Annotated in this window: 17 protein-coding genes; 8 read left to right on the top strand and 9 right to left on the bottom strand. The window is 61.6% G+C overall.

The window, feature by feature from the left end; all coding sequences use genetic code 11:
- Position 1: 1 nt before the first annotated feature.
- Positions 2–229, bottom strand: a complete 228-nt coding sequence (locus DCO47_RS01680; RefSeq protein WP_042609992.1) for a DUF2790 domain-containing protein — start codon at positions 227–229, stop codon at positions 2–4.
- 30 nt (positions 230–259) lie between these two features.
- Complete coding sequence (gene rclC / locus DCO47_RS01675) at positions 260–835, bottom strand: reactive chlorine resistance membrane protein RclC (RefSeq protein WP_116657304.1); 576 nt, start codon at positions 833–835, stop codon at positions 260–262.
- 125 nt (positions 836–960) lie between these two features.
- Between rclC and DCO47_RS01670 the strand changes: the two genes are divergently transcribed.
- A complete protein-coding gene (locus tag DCO47_RS01670; RefSeq protein WP_116657303.1) occupies positions 961–1,866 on the top strand; it encodes an AraC family transcriptional regulator in 906 nt (301 codons plus the stop codon).
- 154 nt (positions 1,867–2,020) lie between these two features.
- A complete protein-coding gene (locus tag DCO47_RS01665) occupies positions 2,021–2,797 on the top strand; it encodes an alpha/beta fold hydrolase (RefSeq protein ID WP_116657302.1) in 777 nt (258 codons plus the stop codon).
- A gap of 15 nt (positions 2,798–2,812) precedes the next feature.
- Here DCO47_RS01665 and DCO47_RS01660 read toward each other — a convergent pair whose 3' ends face one another.
- On the bottom strand, positions 2,813–3,733 hold the full coding sequence (locus DCO47_RS01660) for a LysR family transcriptional regulator (RefSeq protein WP_116657301.1): 921 nt from the start codon (positions 3,731–3,733) through the stop codon (positions 2,813–2,815).
- A 153-nt stretch (positions 3,734–3,886) separates the two neighbouring features.
- A complete protein-coding gene (locus tag DCO47_RS01650; protein WP_042609997.1) occupies positions 3,887–4,516 on the bottom strand; it encodes a glutathione S-transferase family protein in 630 nt (209 codons plus the stop codon).
- Positions 4,517–4,799: 283 nt separating this feature from the next.
- Between DCO47_RS01650 and DCO47_RS01645 the strand changes: the two genes are divergently transcribed.
- Positions 4,800–6,851 carry a pyridoxamine 5'-phosphate oxidase family protein gene (locus DCO47_RS01645; RefSeq protein ID WP_116657300.1) on the top strand — a complete coding sequence of 684 codons (2,052 nt, stop codon included), beginning with the start codon at positions 4,800–4,802 and terminating at the stop codon, positions 6,849–6,851.
- Positions 6,852–6,869: 18 nt separating this feature from the next.
- Positions 6,870–7,085 (top strand): hypothetical protein, encoded by a 216-nt coding sequence (locus DCO47_RS01640; protein ID WP_116657299.1) that lies wholly within the window; start codon positions 6,870–6,872, stop codon positions 7,083–7,085.
- Here DCO47_RS01640 and gabP read toward each other — a convergent pair.
- Positions 7,082–8,488: a GABA permease gene (gene gabP, locus DCO47_RS01635; protein WP_116657298.1), complete on the bottom strand. Its 1,407-nt coding sequence runs from the start codon at positions 8,486–8,488 to the stop codon at positions 7,082–7,084. The two genes, DCO47_RS01640 and gabP, sit on opposite strands and share 4 nt — an antisense overlap.
- A gap of 235 nt (positions 8,489–8,723) precedes the next feature.
- A complete protein-coding gene (locus DCO47_RS01630) occupies positions 8,724–10,850 on the bottom strand; it encodes a TonB-dependent siderophore receptor (protein ID WP_116657297.1) in 2,127 nt (708 codons plus the stop codon).
- Between the two features lie 266 nt (positions 10,851–11,116).
- Here DCO47_RS01630 and paoC point away from each other — a divergent pair, with 266 nt between their 5' ends.
- Together paoC and DCO47_RS01620 are read left to right on the top strand one after the other, a co-directional pair.
- On the top strand, positions 11,117–13,327 hold the full coding sequence (gene paoC / locus DCO47_RS01625; RefSeq protein WP_116657296.1) for an aldehyde oxidoreductase molybdenum-binding subunit PaoC: 2,211 nt from the start codon (positions 11,117–11,119) through the stop codon (positions 13,325–13,327).
- Positions 13,328–13,353: 26 nt separating this feature from the next.
- Positions 13,354–13,686 (top strand): hypothetical protein, encoded by a 333-nt coding sequence (locus tag DCO47_RS01620; RefSeq protein ID WP_116657295.1) that lies wholly within the window; start codon positions 13,354–13,356, stop codon positions 13,684–13,686.
- Positions 13,687–13,787: 101 nt separating this feature from the next.
- On the opposite strand, the gene DCO47_RS01615 is transcribed toward DCO47_RS01620, so the two are convergent.
- Complete coding sequence (locus tag DCO47_RS01615) at positions 13,788–14,372, bottom strand: TetR/AcrR family transcriptional regulator (RefSeq protein ID WP_042610004.1); 585 nt, start codon at positions 14,370–14,372, stop codon at positions 13,788–13,790.
- A gap of 212 nt (positions 14,373–14,584) precedes the next feature.
- On the opposite strand from DCO47_RS01615, the gene DCO47_RS01610 reads away from it, so the two are divergent.
- Both DCO47_RS01610 and DCO47_RS01605 read left to right on the top strand, forming a co-directional pair.
- Complete coding sequence (locus DCO47_RS01610; RefSeq protein WP_116657294.1) at positions 14,585–15,262, top strand: type 1 glutamine amidotransferase domain-containing protein; 678 nt, start codon at positions 14,585–14,587, stop codon at positions 15,260–15,262.
- 103 nt (positions 15,263–15,365) lie between these two features.
- Positions 15,366–16,487, top strand: a complete 1,122-nt coding sequence (locus DCO47_RS01605; protein WP_116657293.1) for an alkene reductase — start codon at positions 15,366–15,368, stop codon at positions 16,485–16,487.
- Between the two features lie 123 nt (positions 16,488–16,610).
- On the opposite strand, the gene DCO47_RS01595 is transcribed toward DCO47_RS01605, so the two are convergent.
- Positions 16,611–18,104, bottom strand: coding sequence for a sensor domain-containing diguanylate cyclase (locus DCO47_RS01595; protein WP_042610007.1), 1,494 nt, complete (start codon positions 18,102–18,104; stop codon positions 16,611–16,613).
- A 130-nt stretch (positions 18,105–18,234) separates the two neighbouring features.
- Entirely contained in the window at positions 18,235–19,149 is a 915-nt protein-coding gene (locus DCO47_RS01590; RefSeq protein WP_116657292.1) for a LysR family transcriptional regulator, read from the bottom strand.
- Positions 19,150–19,349: the final 200 nt, after the last annotated feature.

The following is a 19,349-nucleotide window of genomic DNA, read 5'->3' as shown; positions in this document are numbered from 1 at the left end:
GCTAATCGCCACCGCAGCCATTGCCCAGCACGGTGTACGTGGCGACATGCCGCTGACCGTGACTGTCTTCATAGACGACCTCCACCGGGACGATTCCGCAGGCGGCGCTGGTGTCGGTGATGCTGATGGTTTTGGCGATATCCAGTGGCACGCCGGTTTGTGCAGGTTCGGTGGCGGCGAACACGTTGCCAGCGACGATGGCCAGGGTCAAAGCGAAAAGCGTTTTCATGGTGTGATCTCTCTATTAAGGATGAGGAATTCAGGCCTGACGTTCGGTCAGCAATTGGCGCGCGGAATCGGCCATCACTGGCAGCGCTCCGGCGAGCATCAGGACGTCCTTGAGCACCAGTCGTCCGGCACCGGACAGATAGGGAAAGCCGTGCTGACCATCACCCAGCGCAGCGACCCAGGCTTCTGGCGTAGTGATCAGAAAGCTCAGGGTCACCAGCGGCGTAGCGAATGCCAGAGCGCCGCCGAGCAGGCCGGTACGGCGGGAAAGCGGATTGGACAGGACCAGCAGACCGATGAGGATTTCCACCACGCCGAGCCCGGTGGAAAAACCGTAGGTGTTGTTCGCGGCCTGCCAGGCGCGCTTGTCGGCGTTCAGTTCGCCCTCGTGGGTCAGGTGCGCCTTGTAGTCCTGAGGGTGTTCGTAGAAGAACGACATCACCGGGCTGTTGGCGACGAAGGGCGTGATGCTGTCGGCTTCGTACGGCACGAACTTCAACGCACCGATCCACAGGAACACGATGGCGATGGCCACGCGCATCAGCAGAATGCCGAAGCGATCGAGTTTGCCGAGCTGTTGTAGTCCGGCGTTGATTGAGGTGAACATGCGACTTCTCCAGATCAATGAAAGTGGAGTCAGTCTGCGGTGCTATCGAATCGCGCTTTTGTCGGTCATGCTCAACGTCTTGCTCAATCGTCTCAACTTTGCGGACTCCATCGTGATGCGTGCCAATGAACTCGCTCGATAAGCTCATCAGCCTGGCCAACGTGCGCGGCGGCCTGGATCTGCGTTGCCAGTTTCAGGGCGACTGGGCACGTGATCACCAGCAGGAAGCCTTGGGCAAGGCGCCCTATCACATCGTCCTCAAAGGTGAATGCCGGGTTGAGCTGGCGAGCGGACAACGCCTGGCGATGCGCGCCGGCGATATTCTTTTGCTGCCACGGGGCACGCCACATGTGCTGCACAGCACCGGTAAAAACGTAGCGCCGATGGCGCCAACGCTGATTCCCGGCGGGGTGTTGCCAATCTATCGGCTGGGTGGCGCGAGCGCCGATCTGGACATGCTCTGCGGTGGCTTTCATTACAACCGCGCGTCGATGCTGTTCGCTGCCCTCCCCGACTACCTGTTGATTGCCAACGATGGCTTGCCGGTGGATGCGCCGCTGACTGCCCTGGTCGGGCTGTTACGCAGCGAAGCTGACAGCGAGCAACCGGGCGCACGATTTCTTCTCGACTCGCTGTCCCAGGCCTTGTTCACCTTGATCCTGCGTGCGCATCTGGCCCGGGCCGATCACGACAAAAGTACCCTGGCGCTGCTTGGCGACCAGCGCCTTGGTCGGACCTGTCAGGCGATATTGGCCGACCCGGCGCACGAATGGACCATCGAGGCCATGGCCGACACCGCTAACATGTCCCGCGCAACCTTCATGCGTACATTTGCCCGGGTCGCTGGCGTGTCGCCGTGGGTGATGCTGACCCAGTTGCGCATGGAACTGGCATTCAGTCTGCTCAGCCATTCGCACCTGGGCCTGAACGACATTGCCGTGCAGGTCGGCTATCAGTCGCAAGCGGCGTTCAGCAAGAAATTCAAGGAAATCTACGGCGAGGCCCCGGGCAAGATCCGCCGCGCGATCTGAAGGATCGACCGGTTTGTATCAGCATGTAGCTTTCGCCAACCCGGATACACACGCATGCGAAGTTCGGCCATGCGCACACAGAACTGACACATTTAGCGCGCTAAATACCCCTGTCGCTTCCATTCCTACCCTAATCAAACGACAGGACATCACCATGAACAAAGTCTTCGCAACCCTCGCCCTCACCGCCGCCATGTTCGGCGCCACAGCCGCATTCGCCGCGCCGGTCAAACCTACCGTGGTGCTGGTGCACGGTGCCTTCGCCGATTCGAGCAGCTGGAACGGCGTGGTCAAGATTCTCGAGAAGGATGGCTACCCGGTGATCGCCGCCGCCAACCCGCTGCGTTCGGTCAAGGGTGATGCGCAATCGGTGGCTGATGTGCTGGCCAGCGTGAAAACTCCGGTGGTGCTGGTCGGCCACTCCTACGGTGGCCCGGTTATCAGCGAAGCCGCTTATGGCAATGCCAATGTCAAAGCGCTGGTGTACGTCGCTGCGTTCGCGCCGGAAAAGGGTGAAACCGCTGCCGAGTTGTCCGGGCGTTTCCCCGGCAGCACCCTTGGCCCGACCCTGTCGGCCCCTGTTGAGCTGGCCGATGGTGGCAAGGATTTGTATATCCAGCAGGATAAATTCCACGATCAGTTCGCAGCCGATGTGTCCCAGGCCGATGCGAAGTTGATGGCCGCCACTCAGCGCCCGGTGACCGTCGCCGCGCTGAACGAAGCTGCCACCGAGCCTGCGTGGAAAACCGTGCCGTCGTACTTCGTCTACGGTGACCAGGACAAGAACATCCCGGCGCAGGCCCTGGCGTTCATGGCCGAGCGCGCGCACGCCAAGCAGACCGTCGTGGTCAAAGGCGCCTCGCACGTGGTGATGGTGTCCAACCCGAAAGCCGTCGCCAGCCTGATCGAAACCGCCGCTACGGCGAAGTGATCGAACCTTGCAGCGTCAGCCGTGAACCCTGTTCACGGCTTTCAGCGCCGGGTGATGCTGAAGGCGTTCGCTGAGAAAATCGACAAACGTGCGTACCTTCGCCGGTACGCGCGGATGTTTCAGATAGACCAATTGCACAGGTAACGCCGGCGGCTCAAAGCCCTCCAGCACCAACTCCAGTTCACCAGCCGCGACCTGGCTGGCAACTTGATAAGACAGCACCCGGGTAATGCCCCAGCCGGAACTGGCAATGTTGATCGCCGCCTGATTCGCGGTGACCACCAGACGCGGTTCGAAGCGAAAATTCAACAGGCCATCGGCATGGGCGAATTGCCAATCGCTGAGCAAATGACTGGCAGACGACATGACGATGTTGGCGCGGCTCAACTCGTTCGGATGTTGCGGCCGACCATAACGGGCGAAGTAATCGGGCGTGCCGCAGATGACCTGGCGGACCTCGCCGACCTTGATCGCATGCTGATTGTTGTCGTGCAGATGACCGATGCGCACGGCGACATCGATGCCCTCCTCGGCCATGTTCACCACCCGATCAACCAGCAAGGCCTTCAGATGTACGGAAGGAAACGCATCGACGTATTGCGCCAGCAACGGCGCGATGAACAACTCGCCAAACAACACCGACGCAGTCACGCTCAAATGCCCGCACGGCACCCGATAACTGCCTGCGGCCGCCTCTTCGGCTTCGTCGATATCGCAAAGAATCCGTCGGCAATCATCCAGATAACGATGCCCGGCTTCGGTCAGGTGCAGGCTGCGCGTGGTGCGCGACAACAGGCGCGTGCCGATGCGTTGCTCCAGCGCAGCAATCGCACGGGTGACGCTGGGTGGCGAGGTATTCAAACGCCGGGCCGCAGCCGCGAAGCCACCCTCCTCGGCCACGGCCAGGAACATGCGCATTTCCTGAAAACGATCCATAGGCGGGAACCTGTAGAAAACCTCGAAAACACAGTGAAATCATGTGGGAGCGAGCCTGCTCGCGAAAGCGGTGTGTCATTCAACTCTGATGTTGACTGACAGAAAGCCTTCGCGAGCAGGCTCGCTCCCACAGGGGTTTGGCGTGTGCTGATATCAAGCGCTTTGCAGGCCTACCGCAGTGCGCTGCATGCCGACGAATTTCGGCAGCGCCTCAACCCGTTCCAGCCAGGCCCGCACATTCGGGTAATCCTCGAGCGAGACATTGCCTTCCGGTGCGTGGGCGACATAAGTGTAGGCAGCCACATCGGCAACGGTTGCCTTGTCACCGGCGAGGAATGCGCTGTTGGCCAGTTCGTCTTCCATCACTTGCAACAAAGCATGGGAACGTTTGATCGCATCAGCCGCGTCGTAACCGGCACCGAACACAGTGATCAAGCGCGCCGTGGCCGGGCCGGAGCTGATCTGGCCGGCAGCCACCGATAACCAGCGCTGCACTTTGGCTTGCTCGACCGGGTCGCTCGGCAGCCATTGCCCGTTGCCATATTTGCCGGCGAGGTAGACGAGAATGCCGTTGGAATCAGCGAGCACCGTGCCGTTGTCGTCAATCACCGGCACCTGGCCGAAACGGTTGAGGGCAAGAAATTCAGGCGTTTTGTGCGCGCCCTTCATCAGGTCGACGAACACCAGTTCGGTCGGAACGTCCAGCAGGGACAGCATCAACTCGACGCGATGCGAATGGCCGGACAACGGATGGCGGTACAGTTTGACGGCTGACTGAGACATGACGTGCTCCTGAATTATTCGAGGTCGACCCGCTGATCGTGTCGATGGGCTCATCCTGCTCCCCTGCCGTAAATCGCGGAATCCTCACTCAATACAATCGAGCATTTCAGCCAGTGAAATAATCCCCCTCGTCCTTGGACGCACGTAGGGATCATTTCACCGACTGAAACAGTGGATTGCAGTTTCTGGCCATTCCCTCGCAACCGGCCGAGAGCGAACATGAGCCCACTTGAGCTTCAGCCCCTGGCGGCTCACCGGCCCGTCTGCACTGAGGAGAATCGAAATGGACACAGCGTCGAAACCGCAGCCCTCGCCCTGGCATGAAGGTGAGCTGACCCTGCAACGTGCCGTCGGCGCGGTGGAGATGATGGTCGGTGTAGGCCAGCGACAACTGGCCCGCGACTGGATGCCGGACCAGCACCGCGAGTTCTATGCGCAACTGCCCTTCGTCGTGCTCGGCGCCGTCGACAGCCAGGGCGATCCATGGGCAACGCTGCGCACCGGTCAACCGGGGTTCATGGATTCGCCTTCGCCGCAGGTGTTGAAGATCAAACTCGACGCCCAGCGCAATGACCCGGCCAATCAAGGCCTGCAGCCCGGCGATGCGATCGGCATGCTCGGCATCGAGTTGCACACTCGCCGGCGCAATCGCATGAACGGCAACATCAGCCGCCGCGATGACAACAGCCTCGAGATCGGCGTGACCCAGGCTTACGGCAATTGCCCGCGCTACATCAACCTGCGCCATTACGCCTTCGTCGACGAAACCACCGACACCGCGCTCGACTTGCCGGTCAGCGAACCGCTGGTGCGCGACATGATCACCGCCGCCGATTCGTTCTATGTAGCTACTTATGTGGTGCGCGACGGTGAGCGTCAGGTCGATGTGTCCCATCGCGGCGGCAAATCCGGTTTCGTGCATATGGACGAGGACGGCACCCTGACCATCCCGGATTTCTCCGGCAATCTGTTCTTCAACACCTTGGGCAACATTCTGCTCAATCCGCGAGCCGGACTGACCTTTATCGATTTTGAAAGCGGCGATCTATTGCAGATGACCGGCAGTGCCGAAGTGCTGCTCGACGATCCGCAGATCGCCGCGTTCCAGGGTGCCGAGCGTCTGTGGCGTTTCAAGCCGCAGCGCATCGTTTACCGTCAGGCCGCGTTGCCGCTGCGTTGGGCCGAGCAGCCGGAAGGCGATTCGCCCAATTCGCAGATGACCGGCAGCTGGGAACAGACCCGCGAGCGCTTGCAGGCTGAGGCGCTGCGCAATCAGTGGCGTGCGCTGCACGTCACGCGGGTGGTCGATGAGAGTCCGCAGATCCGCTCCTTTTACCTGCAAGCCAACGACGGCTTCGGCCTGCCGCGCTTCGAACCAGGCCAGCACTTGCCGATCAAGGTCTTGCTCGACGGCCAGGACGCCGCGTCGATCCGCACTTACAGCGTATCCAGCGCGCCGTCGGACGAGTTCTTGCGCATCAGCGTCAAACGCGATGGCTCGGTTTCTTCACACTTGCACGACCGGGTTCAAGCACTGGATTTGATCGAAGCCCGCGCCCCGCAAGGCGACTTCACCGTCGACGCCACCGAACGCCGCCCGCTGGTGCTGCTCGCCGCCGGGGTCGGGGTGACGCCGTTGCTGTCGATGCTGCGCGAAGTGGTCTATCAGGGCAAACGCATCAGCCGCATGCGCCCGACCTGGGTGGTGCAAAGCAGTCGCACCGTCGAGGATCTGGCCTTTCGCGAAGAAATCGATGCTTTGGCTGCGCGTGCCGGCGACAAGGTCAAAGTGCTGCGGGTGGTCAGCCAGCCGCCGCTGCAGGCTACAGCGCAGGGTTACGACCATGCCGGGCGCATCGACATCGCCTTGCTGAAAAGCCTGCTGCCGCTGGATGACTACGATTTCTATCTGTGTGGCCCGGGCAGCTTCACCCAGGCGCTGTACGACGGCCTGCGCAAGATGCGCATTCCCGATGATCGCATCCACGCCGAAACCTTCGGCCCGTCGACGCTGATCCGCGATGTCGAAATCAGCACCCCGGCGCCGCCGCAAGTGCCGGTCGCTGAAGAGCCGGTCAAGGTGTTGTTCGCCACGTCCGGCAAGGAAGCGCGCTGGGAACCGGGCAGCGGCACCTTGCTGGAACTGGCCGAGGCACGTGGCCTGAATCCGGAATTCAGCTGCCGCGGCGGTTCGTGCGGCACCTGCAAAACCCGCCTGAGCAGCGGCCAGGTGCATTACCTCACCCCGCCGGCCATGCGCCTGGCGGACGACGAAGTGCTGATCTGCTGCGCCGCCCCGGCGCAGGGCAGCGACACCCTGGTGCTGGACGTTTGAATTTTGAGGAGGTGTGCCATGAACCCGTTTGCCGAAACCACCGTTGTCGTTTGGCCTGAGAACAATGCCGAGTTGGCTGCCAGCGAGTGCGAGCGCAGCTTCTTGCTGCCGCAATTGATGGGCTCGCTCGCTGGTGAAACCTGCGCGATGACTGGCTCATTCAATCAACGCGAGGATCTGCCCTCGAGCCCGAACGGCTGGTTTTCCCGCGGGCTCAAGGCGCTGTTTGCTTAGGCTTTGCTCGCAGCCGCCACTCTGCCCGCCGGCCGATGCTGGCGGCTGGTGGCCAATCCGATGAACGAGATCAGCAGCGCCAGGCCAATCGTCGAGCTCACTTCCATGCGATGTTCAGGGGTGATCATCATCACTGCCAAAGCCGCGCAGATGAAAGCGATGACCAGCCAGGTGAGCCACGGAAACAGCCACATGCGCAAGGTCATTTCGATCTTTTCCCGTTCCAGTCGGCGGCGCATGCGCAACTGCGAAATGGCGATCACCAGATACACCAGCAAGGCAATCGCGCCGGAGCTGGCGAGCAGGAACTGGAACAACCCGGCCGGCATGAAATAGCTGAGCAACGTCACGCCCGCGCCGATCACGGTGCTGGCGATGACCGCCGCCCGTGGCACACCGGCGGCCGAGGTCACTTTCAATGCCGGCGGCGCATCGCCGCGTCGGCCCAGCGAATAGAGCATGCGCGAAGAGATGTAGATCGACGAGTTCATGCAACTGGCGACCGCGATCAGCACGACCACGTCGACGAGGAATTTGGCGTTGGGGATGTTCATCAGCTCCAGTGCGCGCTGGTAGGACCCGACCGAGGCGAGTTGCGGGTCGTTCCACGGCACCACGGAAATCACCACGAAGATCGACAGCAGATAGAAGATGCCGATGCGCCAGATTACCGAACGGGTCGCCTTGGCGATATTCTGCGCCGGGTTGTTCGACTCCGCAGCGGCGATGGTCACCGCTTCGGTGCCAATGAAACTGAACATGATGGTGATGAAAGCGCCGACCACCGCTGACATGCCGTTCGGCGCGAAGCCGCCGTGCTCGGCCATCAGCGTGCTCAAGCCGCTGGCTTCGCGCTCGGGAATCCAGCCCATCAGCACCGCAAAGCCCAGGCCGATGAAGCCGATGATCGCGATGACCTTGGCCATGGCGAACCAGAATTCGAACTCGCCGTATTTCGACACGCTGAACAGGTTGGTGATCACCAGCAGCACGATCGACAGCAAGGCGAACAACCACGCGTCGACCTGGGGAAACCATTGATTGAGTACGTGCCCCGCGGCCAGTGCTTCGATGGGAATCACCAGCACCCAGAACCACCAGTAGAGCCAGCCGATGGTGAACCCGGCCCAGCGGCCGATGGCTTGATCGGCGTAGGTGGAAAACGAGCCGGTGTCGGGATGCGCCACGGCCATTTCGCCGAGCATGCGCATCACCAGCACGACCAATAGACCGGAGAACAGATAAGCGAGCAGCACCGCAGGTCCTGCGGCGGCGATGGCGTGGCCTGAGCCAACGAAAAGTCCTGCGCCGATGATGCCGGCAATCGAAAGCATGGTCACGTGACGCGGTTTGAAACCTTGCGCCAACTGACCGTTGGAGTCCTTGGGGTTCAGGCTGTTCATGGGTTCTTATTGTTCTCATGATCGACGTTAGGGCCACTGACTGAGCGTCAGGCGATCATCATTTCCTTGAGCCGACTCAGGCGAAAGCAGCGACGCAGACGCTTTGCCGACGAAATGATGCTTCACCTTACGTGGCCCGACCGCCGCCCAACTAGCCTGAGTGCGGCATGCCGATGCCTGATCTCGACATGCCACTCTCAGGCCACCATGGGTCGGAGGCAACCGCTCCGGCGGATTACAGCGTGTAGGAAATACCCACCTGCACGGTTCTCGGCGCGCCCGGATAGGCGTAGACGTTGCCGAAGGCGCCTTCTTCGTAGTCGCGATCAAAGATGTTTTTCACATCGAGATTGAGCCGCACCTTGTCGTTGACTTTGTAGAAGCTCAGCAGGTCGACCACGGTGTAACTGCCCATGGAAAACGCGGTGTTGGCGGTCTGCCCGGCACGCTCGTCGACGTATTTCAGGCCGGTGCCCAGGCCGAGACCTTTGAGCGTGCCGTCCTGGAACTCGTACATGTTGAGCAGGCTGAAGCTGTTCTTCGGGATGTTCAGCAGGCGCGTGCCGGAGCGCAGTGTGTTGTCCTTGGTCACCTCGGCGTCGACGTAAGCGTAACCGCCGACCACTCGCCACTCGGGGGTGAGATTGCCGGTGACGTTGACGTCGAAACCACGGCTGCGCACTTCACCGGCGGCAACGCTGAAAGTGGAATCCACCGGGTCGGTGGTCAGCACGTTGCGTTTTTCGATCTGGTAGATCGCTGCGTCGACGCTCAACTGCTGATCCAGCGCTTCCCATTTCACGCCCACCTCATAGGACTTGCCTTTCTCCGGGGCGAAGCCGCCACCCTCACGACTGGCACCCGTGTTGGGCTTGAAAGAGCGCGCGGTGTTGGCGTACACCGCCAGAGTTTCGCTCAGATCGTAGGTCACGCCGATACGCGGGGTGACGGCGTTGTCGCTGGCCTGCCAGCTCTTGCCGCCCGGCACGTAGGTTTCGTAGTCGTGCTCGAAACGCTCGAAACGCGCGCCGGCCAGCACTTTCAGTTTGTCGGTCAGCGCCACCTGATCCTGCACGAACGCGGCGTAGGTCTTGAGGTTTTCTTTGTCGTGGGTCGGCGTGCGGGTCAGCGCCGGGCGCGGCTGGCCGTAAACCGGATTGAAGATGTCGATCGGGTAGGCACTGACGGCGCCGCTGGAGCGCTGGATGATCGACTTGTAGTCGTAATCTTCATACTCGATGCCAGTGAGCAAGGTGTGCTGCAGACCGCCGGTGTCGAAGTGGCCGGTGAGGTTGAGCTGGGTGTCCTTGTCGGTCCATTCCAGCTTGCGGTAGTTGAAATTGCGTCCCAGCGTACGGCCGTCAGCGGCAATGCCGTTGGCTTCGATCGCGTCGCCCTTGAGCGAGCCGTCAAGCCATTGGAAACCACCGCCCAGGGTCCAGTCGTCGTTGAGCATGTGCTCGAAACGCAGCTGCGCCATGTTGTTGTCGTTGTGCAGTTTGCCGACGTCTTTCTCGCCGAAGAAGCTGTCGCCCGAGGCGGTACCGATCTGCGCCGGATAGCGCGTCACGCCACGATCGAGTGGCGCGTTGTTGCGCATGAAGTCGCCTTCGAAGATCAGCTTGGTCGCGTCGGTCGCCTGCCAGCTCAGCACTGGCGTGATGCCGTAGCGCTCGGTCTCGACATGATCGCGGAAGGTGTCGCCGCCCTCGCCCACCACATTCAAGCGATAGGCCAGGCGACCTTCTTCATCGAGCGGCCCGGAAGCATCGAGGGTGCCGCGCTTCATGCCCTGGTCATTCAACTGGCTGCCGAGGGTGACCGTGCGTTCGGGCAACGGCTGTTTCGATACCACGTTGAAGGTACCGCCCGGATCGCCACGGCCATACAGCATGGTCGCCGGGCCGCGCAGCACTTCCAGCCGCTCGATGGTGTTGGCGTCGGGCATGTTCGGGTAGCCACGGTTGATCGGGAAACCGTTGCGGTAGAACTCACCGGTAGTAAAGCCGCGCACGGTAAACGTGGTCAGGCCCTGGCCGCCAAAATTATTCGCCCGCCCGACCCCGCCGGCGTAATCCAGCGCGTCCTGCAAACGGGTAGCACTTAGGTCTTCGACGGCGTCTTTGGTCACTACGCTGATCGACTGCGGGGTTTCATGAATCGACGTGTCGGTGCGCGTGGCGCTGGCCGAACGGGTGGCGCGATAGCCGTGTACCGGGCCGTCTGCCCTTTCGTAATCCGCCGTGCCGACCACATCGGTGGCTTCCAGCTCGAGCGTTGAAGAAGTCGGTTCGGCTGGCTCAGCCCACGAGGAAGAAGACAACGCCTGCAGCACACAAATGGAAAGCAGAGTTCGACGCATGAGGTGAAAACCTTTACGAATAGGCCAGAACGAAGGGCAAAACCGCCAATGAAAACGCCGCGCATGGTATACCGTCGTATTGGTAATTGAAACTTATTCTTATTTGTCATGTTGATCAGGATTGGTGAGCAGGATTCATCACTTCATCCTGAAACCACGCATTATCAGTTGCGCGTCGATGGCCTAGGCTCGTTGAAATCCGACGTCAACCGATGGCTGCGCGGCGCTGTGAATTTGCCGCCGGCCCGACTGAAAGGAATTCGCCTATGAAATTCGACACCCCGGCCGGTACCAATCCCATCGACCAGTTGAAGGTGATCGGCCAACCTGCCGACCGTATCGACGGCAAGCTGAAAACCACCGGCACCGCCACTTACGCCTACGAACAGCACGCAGCGGCACCCGATGCCGCTTACGGCTATATCGTCGGCGCCGGTATCGGCAAGGGGCGCATCGCCTCGATTGATTCAGCCCGAGCGAGCGAGGCGTCCGGGGTGATCGCCATCGTCACTTATGAGAACGCCGGACCGTTGGCCAAAGGCGAGTTTTACGTGGCCCGGGCCTTGGCCGGGCCGCAGGTCGATCACTATCACCAGGCCGTGGCAATTGTCGTCGCGAACACCTTTGAGGAGGCGCGCGCTGCGGCTGGGATGCTCGATATTCGCTACGTGGCCGAACCGGGTTCGTTTGATCTGGCGGCGGCGAAAGACTCAGCGCCCCCAGCGCCCCCGGCCGGTTTCGGCCCACCGCCGCAGACCAGCGTCGGTGACTTCGAAGGCGCCTTCAACGCCGCGCCCCTGCAGGTTGATCAGCACTACAGCACACCCGATCAGGCCCACGCGATGATGGAACCGCACGCGACCATCGCCCGCTGGAACGGCAAGCAGTTGACCTTGTGGACATCGATTCAGCAGATCAACTGGGGCGTGCGCGATCTGGCGAAAACCCTCGGGATTGCCAAGGAAGATGTACGCCTGGTCTCGCCGTATATCGGCGGCGGTTTCGGCGGTAAGGGCACGATTCTCTGCGACGCGGTACTGGCGTCGCTGGCGGCCCGACATGCCGGGCGTGCGGTGAAGGTCGCATTGCCGCGTCCGCTGATGTTCAACAACCTGACTCACCGCCCGGCGACGATTCAGCGCATACGCATCGGTGCCAACCGTGACGGCATGATCACGGCGATCGGCCACGAGAGCTGGTCGGGCAATCTGCGCGGCGGACGCACCGAAGCGGCTACCGCGTCAACGCGATTGCTTTATGCCGGGGCCAATCGCATGACTCGTTTGAACCTGGCCGTGCTCGATCTCGCTGAGGGTTCGGCGATGCGCGCGCCGGGTGAGGCGCCGGGGATGATGGCGCTGGAAATCGCCATGGATGAACTGGCAGAAAAGCTGCAGATGGATCCGCTGGAGCTGCGCGTCCTCAACGACACGCAGGTCGATCCGGAGCAGCCGTCGCGGCCGTTTTCCAAACGGCAACTCGTGGAGTGTCTGAACACGGGTGCCGAGCGCTTTGGCTGGCGTCAGCGCAACCCTCAACCCGGTCAGCGACGCGAGGGCGGTTGGCTGATCGGCATCGGGCTGGCCTCGGCAATTCGCGGCGCGCCGACCACCGCATCGGCGGCGCGCGTGCGCCTTGATCGCCAAGGCATCATCACCGTAGAAACCGACATGACCGACATCGGCACCGGCAGTTACACCATCATTGCCCAGACCGCTGCGGAAATGATGGGCGTACCGCTGGAGCGTGTCGTGGTGCATCTGGGCGATTCGCGGTTTCCGGAATCGTCAGGCTCCGGCGGTCAGTGGGGCGCGGCCTCCTCCACTGCCGGCGTGTATGCCGCGTGCCTGAAATTGCGCGAGGCCGCTGCTCGCGCCGTCGGGATCGATCCTCAGCAAGCGGAGTTTGTGGAGGGGCAGATTCGCGCAGGCTCGCAGCACGTTGCCCTGTCGCAAGCTGCCGCCAAGGGCGAGCTGACTGGCGAGGACCGCATGGAATACGGCGACCTTGCCCAGCGCTTCGCCCAGCAGACCTTCGGCGCGCATTTCGCCGAAGTCGCGGTCAACGCGGCGACTGGCGAAATCCGCCTGCGTCGGCAACTGGCGGTGTGTGCCGCCGGGCGCATCCTCAACCCGAAAACCGCGCGCAGCCAGATCATCGGCGGCATGACCATGGGTGCAGGCGCGGCATTGATGGAAGAGCTGGCGGTGGATCATCGCATGGGCTTTTTCGTCAATCACGATCTGGCCGGCTATGAGGTGCCGGTGCACGCCGACATTCCCCACCAGGAGGTGATCTTTCTCGATGAAGTCGATCCGTATGCCACCCCATTGAAAGCCAAAGGCGTCGGCGAGCTGGGTATCAGCGGCGCTGCGGCGGCCATCGCCAACGCGATCTATAACGCTTGCGGAGTACGGGTGCGCGATTATCCGATTACGCTGGATAAACTCATCGGCGAGTTGTCTTACCCGGTCTGAAAACGGATCACCCGAGGCCATCGCCTATGCACCCCACCACCCCCGACGGTCGCTATTTTGTGGTCAAGCAGCAACTGTGGCGCTGCAGCAATCCAGCACTGGCACCTGCCGAACGCGAGACGCTGGTCGCAGATCTCATGGCGGCGCGGCGTGCGGTCAAAGAAGCGAAGCGTGCGGACGATGCACAGGCGTTGAAGTCAGCCAGAGCGCGCGTGAACCAGGCGAAAGTCGCCCTGGGTGAGCGCGGTCCAGTGTGGTGGGATGACGGCAGCCCGGATTACAACCGTTTCAAGGTGACCAATACACCGTATGCGCAGTGGTTTGAACAATTGCCTGACAAGGACAGCAGACCTGAGTGAGTGTTGAATGGCCTGCAGATCCCCAATCCACAGGGATTGGGGATTGAATGAAGATCGATGGTTCGGCACATAACAGTGTAGGAGCGAGCCTGCGGTGAGGCTCAGACTCGCAGCAACTGCCGGGTCATCGCCATTGAGGTCTCCAGCGACTGGCCGGTGCGCTGCAGTTTGTTCAGCAAACTGGCGCCGAGCCAGAGCTGATACAGGGTCTCTGCCAACTTCCTCGCATCGCCTTCGGGCAGGCTTTGGTCGGTCTGGCCCTGTTCGATGCATTCGGTGATGCGCGCGACGATGCGTTCGGCGCCGTCGCGCAAGGTCAGGCGCATCGATTCGGACAGGTCGGCGACTTCGGCGCTGAGTTTGACCACCAGGCATTCATCACCGTGGCCTTCGACGGTGCAGCGGTTTTGCCAGCCCTGCCAGTAATCCATCAAGCGCTCGAAGGCAGTCAGCCCCGGCAGTGTCAGGCGGCGTTCCATGTCAGCAAGGTAGTCGACGAAATAATCCTCAAGCAGCGCCTGGCCGTACAACTCCTTGGATTTGAAGTAGTGATAGAACGAGCCCTTGGGCACGCCGGCGGTCTGCAGGATCTCGTTGAGGCCGACGCTGGTGAAGCCCTTCTCGGCCATCATCCGGTGGCCGGTGTCGAGCAAGTGTTGGCGGGTGTCGTCAAAGGTCGGCTTCATGGTGCGCAAGTTTCCAGACAATAGACCAGTCGTATAGATTTCAGGACCGGGAGTTTGCCATATCCAACAGGCAAAAACATTTTCTGAAAAAATTACTAGACGACTGGTCTAATTGGAAACTATGCTGCGCCCCGACACACCAATTCATGCGGTGCCGACGCTGAGCGAATTCCTCGCCTTGTGCCGATGCCTGACCAAACCAAGGGTGCTCTATGAAAATCTTGATGGTTCTGACTTCCCACGATCAACTCGGCAACACCGGCAAGAAAACCGGCTTCTGGCTGGAAGAATTTGCCGCACCGTATTACGCCTTCAAGGACGCCGGCGCCGATGTCACGCTGGTTTCCCCGGCCGGCGGCCAGCCGCCGCTCGATCCGAAAAGCGACGAGCCCGGCGCGCAGACTGCCGAGACCGATCGCTTCCGCGCCGATCCGGCCGCGCAAAAAGCATTGGCCAGCACTGGCCGTTTGGCTGATGTCCGCGCCGAAGATTTCGATGCAGTGTTCTACCCAGGCGGCCACGGCCCACTGTGGGATCTGGCCGAAGACAAGGCTTCGATCGCGCTGATCGAAGCCTTCGACCGCGCCAACAAGCCTCATGGTTTCGTCTGCCACGCACCGGGCGTGTTGCTGCATGTCGTGCGCGCTGATGGCCAGCCGTTCGTCAAGGATCGCGACGTCACCGGTTTTACCAATGCCGAAGAAGCGGCAGTCGGTTTGACTGACGTGGTGCCATTCCTCATCGAAGACGAATTCCAACGTCTCGGTGGCCGCTACTCGAAAGTCGCCGACTGGCAGGTGCATGTGGTAACTGACGGGCAACTGGTCACCGGCCAGAATCCGGCCAGTTCTGCCGCGGTTGCCGAAAAGCTGTTGAAGCTGCTCGGCTGACCTTCTCGCTCCAACCCGATCAACGCCGCGCGCGTACAGCCCGGCGTTGTTTTTTTGCCCAGTTACTAGTCGACTGGTCTAATCAGATTCAAAGGCTGACTCCATGAACAACGCTTTTTTCACGCCTGCTAAATTGGGCGCACATACCCTGAAAAACCGCATCGTCCTGCCACCCCTCACCCGCCAGCGCAGCACGCAGCCGGGCAATGTCGCCAACGAACTGATGGCTGAGTACTACCAACAGCGCGCCGGTGCCGGTTTGCTGGTCACCGAAGGCACGCAGATCGAACCGCGCGGGCAAGGCTATGCGTGGACGCCGGGCATTCACACGCCGGAGCAGATCGCCGGTTGGCGCACAGTCACCGAGGCGGTGCACGCGGTGGATGGCGTGATCTTCGCCCAGCTCTGGCATGTTGGCCGGGTCTCGCACACCGCATTGCAGCCCAATGGCGACGCGCCCGTGTCGGCATCTGCTGTCGCCACCGACCGCGTCAGCGTATTCATCGAGACCGCGCCCGGTGCCGGTGAACTGGTGCCGCCGTCGGCTCCGCGCGCGCTGAGCACGGATGAGGTGCAGGAGTTGATTCAGCTGTACATCCAGGCCGCGCGCAACGCGATGGAAGCCGGTTTCGATGGCATCGAACTGCACTGCGCCAATGGCTATCTGGTCAATCAGTTCATCTCGGCGCACAGCAATCTGCGCACCGATCAGTACGGTGGCTCGCTGGACAATCGCTTGCGCTTTTTGCGCGAAGTGGTGGCTGGCGTCGCGGAATGCATCGGCAAGGACAAGGTCGGTGTGCGCTTTGCGCCGCTGTTCAGCACCACCGATGAAGCGCGGACTTATCTGGGTCTGGTCGAGGAAGATCCGCACACCACCTACATCGGCGCAATCAAGATTCTCGAAGACGTGGGCATCGCCTACCTGTCGATCGCCGAAGCCGACTGGGACAACGCGCCAGCGATGCCGCAGACCTTTCGCCAGGCCGTGCGCGACACGTTCAGCGGCGCGATCATTTACGCCGGGCGCTACACCGCCGAAACCGGCGCGCAATTGCTTGAGTCAGGGCTTGCTGATCTCGTCGCATTTGGCCGGCCATTCATGGCCAACCCGGACCTGCCGGCGCGGATTGCCCAGGGCTGGCCGTTGAATCAATTGAATCCTGCCACGGTGTATGGCGGTGGTGCCGAGGGGTATACCGATTACCCGACCTACTCCGCCTAAGCACCCAACACACCTCCCCTGTAGGAGCGAGCCTGCTCGCGAAGACGTCGGGCCAGTCGATGAATGTGCAAGCTGACCCACCGCTATCGCGAGCAGGCTCACTCCTACAGGTTTTCGGGCGTGTCAGGCCAGACCGTTGCGCCCCGCCGCTTTTGCGCGATACAGCGCCTGATCGGCGGCCTCGATCAACTCCGGCAGCGAATCCAGCTGCGCGCCCGCGCCCACCGCCATACCGATACTCACCGTGACCCGACCGAACGGGCTGCCCGGATGGGCAATGTTCGCCTGCTGCAAGCGCTCGAGCACCAGTTGCGCCACCACCGTGGCGCCGGCGCTGTCGGTGGCCGGCATGATCACCGCCATTTCCTCGCCACCGTAGCGCGCGACCAGATCCGAGGGGCGTCGCACGCAGCTCTCGAGCACCTTGCTGACCGCTTGCAAACAGGCATCGCCGGCGACGTGGCCCAAGGCATCGTTGAACAATTTGAAGTGGTCGATATCGATCATCAGCAAGGCCAGCGAGGTTCCATCACGCTGCGCCCGCCGCGCTTCCACGGCCAGTGTTTCATCGAAACAGCGGCGGTTGGCCAGGCCGGTCAGCGCATCCTTCAGCGCCAGCAATTCGAGCTGTCGATTGGAGGCGAGCAACTGCTGCTGGGCGTCGAGCAACGCCTCTTCGGCTTCGGTCCGTCGGCGAATGTCGAGGATCAGGAACCAGCCGATCAGCCCGGTCAGCCCGAGCAGTCCGGTCACCACCACCGCCGACAACGCCGCTTCGATACGCCACGCTGCCAGCGCTTCGTCCTTGCCCAGGGCCACGGTGGTGATCAGTGGCAGGCTTTCGCTTTTGCGGAACGCGTACAGCCGCTCGACACCGTCGAGGCTGGAGGTGTACGACGCCGTGCCGACCGAGCGGTCGACGAGGTATTTGGCGTAGATTGGCGATGACGAGAAATTGCGGCCCATGTCCTGCTCGCGGAACGGGTAGCGCACCAGCAGCGTGCCGTCGGTGTACGACAGGCCGATCGCGCCGTCCTGGCCAACGTCGAGCTTGCCGAACACGCGAAGAAAGTTTTCCACCCCCAGCGTCACCGCCACTACACCGGCGAACTGTCCATCGTCGTCATTGAAGCGGCGGCTGATGGTCACCACCCATTCGTGATTGGAACGGCTCTGGATCGGCGGGCCAATGAACGGCTCGCGGCTCGGACTGTCACGGTGATGAATGAAATAGGCGCGATCGCTGCTGTTGGCACCCTCGGGAATCGGCCGGTTGGAGGACATCAACCAGTACCCGTGGCGGTCATAGACGGTAATGCCGCTGAGCTGTGGCATCAGCGGCTGCTGGTGGTCGATCAGGGTCTTGATGCGTTGGATCTGCGTCGGCCCGCTGCCCTCGGTTTCCAGACGTTCGACCAGCCCGAGCAAAAGCAGCGAGCTTTGCCGGACGATGCCTTCGGTGTAGGTATTGAGCGCCTGGGTCAGGTTCAGGCCATGCACGTCAACCTCGGCCAGCGCGCGTTCACGCGAGGACCATACTTTCCAGATCGTCAGCGAAGTCAGGGAACAGCCAATCACCAGCAGCAGGAGCATTACAAGGCGAGTATCACGCTTCACGTCTGTACCTTAAGGAAGTCCGGGATCCATTCCAGCCATCATTCGAACGTCGGCACTCACGGCGGCCACGTGTTCCGGGGCGCAAGCATACAAGCAGTGTGCAGCGGCTGCAGCAACAGAGTGTGCAGCGCTAGGGGGCGGGTGCAGCGGGTTTGAGAATTTCCACGAGAAAATCGATAAACACGTTGATCCGGCTCGAGCCTCGGTGATTGGGCAAGTACAGCGCGTTGATGCAACTGCTGGCGCTGCCGGGATTGACCTCGTAGTGCTCAAGCAAGCGCGTCAGGCGCCCGGCGGCGACGTCGTCGCGCACCAGCCAGTCGGCCAGCAGCGTCACCCCGCCACCACCGATCGCGGCTTCGCGCAGAATGTCGGCGTTATTGCTTTGCAGGCGTCCCTGGACGTTCAGTTGAATCGGCTCTTCGTCACCCTCGAAGGTCCAGTGGTGATGGCTGCCGCCGTAATCGAAACGCAGGCACTGGTGCTCGAGCAGATCCCGTGGATGCTCGAGCACCGCGCTGCGCGCCAGGTAATCCGGGCTGGCGACGACCCAGCGCTGGAAGTGCCCGACGCGTTTGCTGACGATGTCTTCGCTGACCACCGTCGAGCCGAGCCGCACCGAAACGTCGATCTGCTCGCTGAGCAAATCGCTGACCTGATCACTCAGCGAGAGGCTGATCTCCAGCCCCGGATGGCGTTCGAGCAAGCGGCTCAGGTGCGGCGCGATCAATCGGCGGCCAAACTCCACCGGCACGCTGATGCGCAACCGGCCTTGCGCTTCGCTGCCACGATCGGCGACCACCGCATCGGCTTCGTCGATGGCATCGAGAATCGCCACGGCTTTTTCGAAATAGGTCTGGCCGGCAACGGTGACGCTGGTGTTGCGCGTGGTGCGATTGAGCAGGCTTGCGCCCAACTCGTTCTCCAGCCCCGCCACTTGCCGTGTCACCGAAGACGTCGAGATCCCAAGCTTGCGCGCCGCCGAGGAATATCCCCCGCAGCGCACGGTTTCAACAAACATCTTCAATGCCAGCAACTTGTCCATAAGCGGGGTCCGGTGGTGAGGAAACGCCGCTGATTGTGCATCAGCGCTCGCCGGACGTCTTGTACCGTCGTGCTTGAGGGTGCTTTCTGCAGAACGCATGTTCATCGGTTCCTGAAAAAATCCGGAAATCACCGCCCCCTGTAGGAGCGAGCCTGCTCGCGATAGCGGTCTCTCAGTGCCATGTGTATTGACTGACACTC

This window comes from Pseudomonas sp. NDM, assembly GCF_003105095.1.
Taxonomy (GTDB): Bacteria; Pseudomonadota; Gammaproteobacteria; order Pseudomonadales; family Pseudomonadaceae; genus Aquipseudomonas; species Aquipseudomonas moraviensis_A.
Note: the sequence above shows the minus strand (reverse complement) of the source record. Positions and strands in the feature narration are given on the sequence as shown.